Source organism: Zavarzinella formosa DSM 19928 (assembly GCF_000255705.1).
Classification (GTDB): Bacteria; Planctomycetota; Planctomycetia; order Gemmatales; family Gemmataceae; genus Zavarzinella; species Zavarzinella formosa.
The window spans coordinates 641,280-646,049 of record NZ_JH636444.1; the positions used below are offsets into that span (position 1 = coordinate 641,280).

Sequence of the window (4,770 nt, forward strand, 5' to 3'; positions counted from 1 at the left end):
AGCGGCCACGGCAAACCATCGGCCGTCTCGCGGGATCGCAGCCACTTCCACCCGGCAAAGCCGGCCAGCCCGGAGGCGACCCAGACGGCGAAGGCCCGGCGACTGCGGCGGCGCGCGTCCGCAGGGGATACGTCAACGGGAGGGGGGTCCGACGGCATCGGCTTTTTCCTTGGGGGGAGTGACAATTTCAAACCCGGCGATCATCGCCCGGAAATTGTTCCACCCCGCCTTCGCCACTTGGGCGAGGTGGACCACGATGAACATGCAGAACCCGATCATCAGCGCAAAGTGCCACAGCCGGGCCATTTGATAGCCGCCGAGCAGGGCGGTCAGCCACGCCAGTTGCGTCGGCTTCATGATCGCCAGCCCGGTGATGACCGTGCCGGCCCCCTTCAGGATGACGCCGGTGTACGCGAACCGCTGGGCCGCGTTGAACTTTGCTGGCGGCGGCGGCTCCTTGCGGAGTTTCAAGTCGTGCAACACGACGTGCCAGGCTTCGCGGAATGATCTCCGCATCGGCACGAGCATCCGCCACTCCCCCGACCACACAAGGTAGCCGACGTAAAACATCCCGTTGAGCGTGAGCAGCCACGCGAAGGTGAAATGGAAGGCCATTCCTTCCGCCAGGCCCGATTCCAAGTCCATCGTCCGGTAAAACCAGTCCGGGAAGAACTTGAACAGGACCACCCCGCCGATTTCAATCATGTACGGGTCGTAGGCCCAATAGATGAGCAGTCCGCTCCAAATCATCACGGCCATCACCGGCACGTTCAGCCAGTGTGAAATGCGGATCGGCAACGGGTGCTTGGCGGCAAGACGGGGCATGGAGATATGTTCCCAAAAATGGAGCCTCGGGGAGCCGTTGCCGGTAGTCCCCGAGGCGTGAATCACGTCACTTAGTCATCTTGTCTTTTTCCATCTTGTCTTTTTCCATCTTGTCCTTTTCCATCTTGTCCGCGGGGTCCATTTTGCCCTTGTCCATAGGGTCCATTTTGCCCTTTTCCATTTTGTCCATCTTGGGCGCGGAGGTCGAAGTGGTCATCTTGCCATCGCAGCCGACAGCGAACGGGATGACCAAGGCAGCCGCGACGAAGGCGGTCCGGGAAAGCCATTGCATGGGAAAACTCCTGGGGTGAAACATCAGATCAAACAAATCAGCCGGGGAAACAATTCCCGGTCATGGCGACGGCGTCCCCGCCGTTTCAGGCGCGGGGGTGAAGCGGAGGGCAGCCGAGTTCATGCAGTAGCGTTGCCCGGTCGGCGGCGGGCCGTCCTCGAAGACGTGCCCGAGGTGGGCGTCGCACCGGCTGCAAATCACTTCGGTCCGGTCGTCTAACAGCCCGTTCTCCCGCATCAAGGAGATGGCTTCGATGTCCGCAGGCTTCCAAAAACTCGGCCACCCGGTGCCAGAGTCGAACTTGGCCGTTGAGTCGAACAGACTCTGGCCGCAGCAGACGCAGGCGTAGTCACCGGGACGCTTTTCATCCCATGACGCGCCGCTGTGGGAGCGTTCGGTCCCTTTTCGACGGGTGACGCGGAATGCCTCGTCGCTCAGGACGTCACGCCATTCCGTGTCGGACTTTTCCAGCCGGCCGTCTTTCGGCGTCCCGATGCGGAGCGGCACGCTGACGCGCGGCCGGAACCACCATTCGTCGGTCGGCGCCAGGACGACGAGCCCCGCGAGGACCACGACACCCGCGAGCAGCAAGCCGCCAGCTCGTCGTTGCCAGGTCACGGCTCGCTTCCCGTCTCGGATTGGGCCAGGGCGGCCACGATCCGCTGCCGAGCCGAGGCCGGCAGCGCCGTTTCTTCCCCGGCGATCCGGTCTCCGACATCCTTGCAAATGGCATCCAGAATCACGATCTGCCGCCGGAACCGGCGGCAGTGTCCGCACAGTAGCATGTGTCCTTCCATCCCGATTTTCTCGACGACCGGCAGTGGGACGTCGAGCGAACGGGAGAGGCGTTCAGTCGCCCGGCGGCACGTCAACATGGTTTCTCCCCCTCGCCTGGTTGTTGTTGAAACCAGTTCACCGTCAGGCACTGACACATCCGCAACCGGGCCCGGTGCAGCATCGCCCACAAGTTGGTCGGCGACACCCCGAGTTCCTGACACGCTTCGGGGCCGCTTGTCTCGTCCAAATACCGGAGGACAAACACCTCGTGCAACCGCGGCGGGAGTTTGCCAAGGCAGCCATGGAGCGTCGTCCAGAATTCGTCCCGCGTCAGCCCGGCGGCCGGGTCGTCCTGGTCCCACTCGCGAGGAGGCTTTTTCCAGTGGCCCCGCTGGTCGAACGGATCAGCCGCGGCCGAGTCGGGTTCCGCGTCAGGCATCGCGGTCATCCGATCACGCACGCGCTGACGGATCCAATCAATCACTTTGCGTTTGAGGATTGCCGTCAGCCAACTGCGCTCGGACGAATTCCCGGCGAATCCCGCCCGACCCCGCCACGCCGCCAGCAGCGTTTCCTGTACCAGCTCCTCGGCCACGTCCGGCGCTCGGACCTTGCCGAGGGCGAAGCGGTACAGGTAATCGCCGTGCGCCTCGACCCACGTTTCCGGGGCGGGTGTCCGACAATCGGCGGTCAGGTCGGCTTGGGTCACGACTCTCCCTGGCGTCTTCGCCGTCTGCTCGGGTGGCTCTGCCATGTCTGTCGTCGCTCCGGCGAAAACCTGACAAGGAAAATGATAAATTGTTGTTCGCGAAAGCGGACTTGAAGTTGAAGTCTCTTCCCGGCTGTCAGACCGACGGACCTGTGGCATCACGCCCATCGGGTATTCCCACAGCCCGTTATGTGCGCGGCCACCAGCGGGTGTCTTGTCAGGAGTTCGTCTCAGCCCACTGCCAGGCCGCGTCCAGTTCGGCGGCGTCGAAGTATTTGACGGTGGCCATTGTGAACGGCTTGCACACCACAGCCATCCATTTTTCCCACGCCTTCTCGCCGACCAAGGCGATCCGTTCGATCTTGGAGCAATGCGTGGTGGCAAACTTCACGTCGTCCCACAGCGCATGGGCGTCCCATCCGTGGAAATCGTGGAAGTAGGCGAGCAGACTCGCCTTCCCTTCCCCAACTGCGGCGTCGACCAATGGCACGAACCGCTTATAATCGTCGTCGTGCAGACGGCCGGACAGTTTGAATCCGATGGCTTTCCCTGTTCCTCCGCCGAGTGGCTCAATCATGGCAAACCTCGTGTTGAAGACTAACATTGAAAAATCATAGCCCGAACCGTGAGGGTGATGGGCAATATGGTAATGCGTTGACTGTCGTGCAAATGCCGGGCCGAAAGTTCGGCCGGATTAACGGCCGGGTCCAGCCCGGTCTTCGATCAGCTTGGCGACCAGGGCCGTCCATCCGGTTTGGTGGCTGGCCCCCAAGCCGCGGCCGGTGTCCCCGTCGAAGTATTCGTGGAACAGGAGCAAGTCGCGCCAGTGCGGGTCGACAAACCGGGGGTTGTTGCCGGCCCAAGGGCCGGGACCGGCGGGACCGGGAAGGAACAGGCTCACCAGGCGGGCCGAGAGGTCGCGGGCGGCGGCTTTGAGCGTCACCCGGTTGCCGGAGCCAGTCGGGCATTCCACCGTGAAGGCATCCCCGTAGAAGTGGTGGTATTGTTCCAGTGCTTCCGCCAACAAGTAGTTGACCGGGAACCACACCGGGCCGCGCCAGTTTGAGTTGCCGCCGAACAGGCCCGAACGCGACTCGGCCGGTTCGTAGTCCACCCGCACCTCGTGTCCGCCAAACGTCATCGCATACGGGCGGGTTTTGTGGAACCGGGACACCGACCGGAGACCGTGGGGGGACAGGAACTCGCCTTCGTCCAGCAGGTAACGCAACACCCGCTCCAGCCGCTCGCGGGACGGGATGGCGAGCAACCGACGGCCTCGGCCGCCGTCATCCAGGTGGGCGATCTGACCGGCCAGGTCGCCCCGGTGGTCGAGGAACCATTGCAGTCGTTTGGCAAATCCCGGCAGGCGGGCGATGTCCGTGTCTTCCAAGACTTCCACCGCGATCAGCGGAATCAGGCCGACCATCGAGCGCACGCCGGTCCATGTTCCGGCGTCGGATGTTTCCAAGCGGTCGTAATAGAACCCGTCCGCGTCGTTCCACAAGCCAGTCCCGCCAAGGGTGTTCATGGCGTCCGCAATGGCCACGAAGTGTTCAAAAAACTTGCTGGCCACCCCCTCGTAAGCCGGATTCTCTTTCGACAGTTCCAAGGCGATTGCCAGCATGGTCAGGCAGAAAAACGCGACCCACGCCGTTCCGTCCGCCTGTTCCAGCCGCGTGCCGTCCGGCAATGGCTGGGAGCGGTCGAACGGTCCGATGTTGTCCAGGCCCAAGAAGCCGCCGGCAAAAAGGTTCTTTCCGGCCGGGTCCTTCCGGTTCACCCACCAGGTGAACGTGATGAGCAGTTTGTGAAAGCACTGCTCCAGAAACGCCCGGTCCCGGCCGCCGCGCGGTCCGGTCATCTTGTACACGCGCCAGCACGCCCAGGCGTGGACGGGCGGGTTCACGTCCCCGAAGTTCCATTCGTATGCTGGCAGTTGGCCGGCCGGGCTGGCATACCATTCCCGAAGCATCAGGACGAGTTGTTCCTTGGCCAGGGCCGGATCGACGCGGGCCACGGCCACGCAATGGAACGCCAGGTCCCACGCGGCGAACCACGGATACTCCCACTTGTCCGGCATCAACATCACGTCGCGGGCGTGCAGACACCGCCACGCGGCGTTCCGGCTCGTTTTGCGGACGGCCGGGGCCGGCGGGCGGGCCGGGTC

Annotated in this window: 7 protein-coding genes; all 7 read right to left on the minus strand. The window is 63.4% G+C overall.

The features are described from left to right. Nucleotides 1–132: 132 nt before the first annotated feature. Nucleotides 133–825 (minus strand): cytochrome b/b6 domain-containing protein, encoded by a 693-nt coding sequence (locus tag BGIM_RS0131820; RefSeq protein ID WP_020473709.1) that lies wholly within the window; start codon nucleotides 823–825, stop codon nucleotides 133–135. Between the two features lie 67 nt (nucleotides 826–892). After that, nucleotides 893–1,117 carry a hypothetical protein gene (locus BGIM_RS0131825; RefSeq protein WP_020473710.1) on the minus strand — a complete coding sequence of 75 codons (225 nt, stop codon included), beginning with the start codon at nucleotides 1,115–1,117 and terminating at the stop codon, nucleotides 893–895. A 60-nt stretch (nucleotides 1,118–1,177) separates the two neighbouring features. Further along, nucleotides 1,178–1,735, minus strand: coding sequence for a peptide-methionine (R)-S-oxide reductase MsrB (gene msrB, locus BGIM_RS0131830; RefSeq protein ID WP_020473711.1), 558 nt, complete (start codon nucleotides 1,733–1,735; stop codon nucleotides 1,178–1,180). After that, a complete protein-coding gene (locus tag BGIM_RS53440; protein WP_020473712.1) occupies nucleotides 1,732–1,992 on the minus strand; it encodes an anti-sigma factor family protein in 261 nt (86 codons plus the stop codon). The genes msrB and BGIM_RS53440 overlap by 4 nt, the downstream gene beginning before the upstream one ends. Continuing rightward, nucleotides 1,986–2,648: a sigma-70 family RNA polymerase sigma factor gene (locus BGIM_RS0131840; protein ID WP_052640065.1), complete on the minus strand. Its 663-nt coding sequence runs from the start codon at nucleotides 2,646–2,648 to the stop codon at nucleotides 1,986–1,988. The genes BGIM_RS53440 and BGIM_RS0131840 overlap by 7 nt, the downstream gene beginning before the upstream one ends. Nucleotides 2,649–2,820: 172 nt before the next feature. Next, complete coding sequence (locus tag BGIM_RS0131845; protein ID WP_020473714.1) at nucleotides 2,821–3,180, minus strand: SpoIIAA family protein; 360 nt, start codon at nucleotides 3,178–3,180, stop codon at nucleotides 2,821–2,823. A 117-nt stretch (nucleotides 3,181–3,297) separates the two neighbouring features. Next, nucleotides 3,298–4,770 (minus strand): MGH1-like glycoside hydrolase domain-containing protein (locus tag BGIM_RS66630; RefSeq protein ID WP_449355843.1); only part of this gene is annotated, 1,473 nt, incomplete at its 5' end.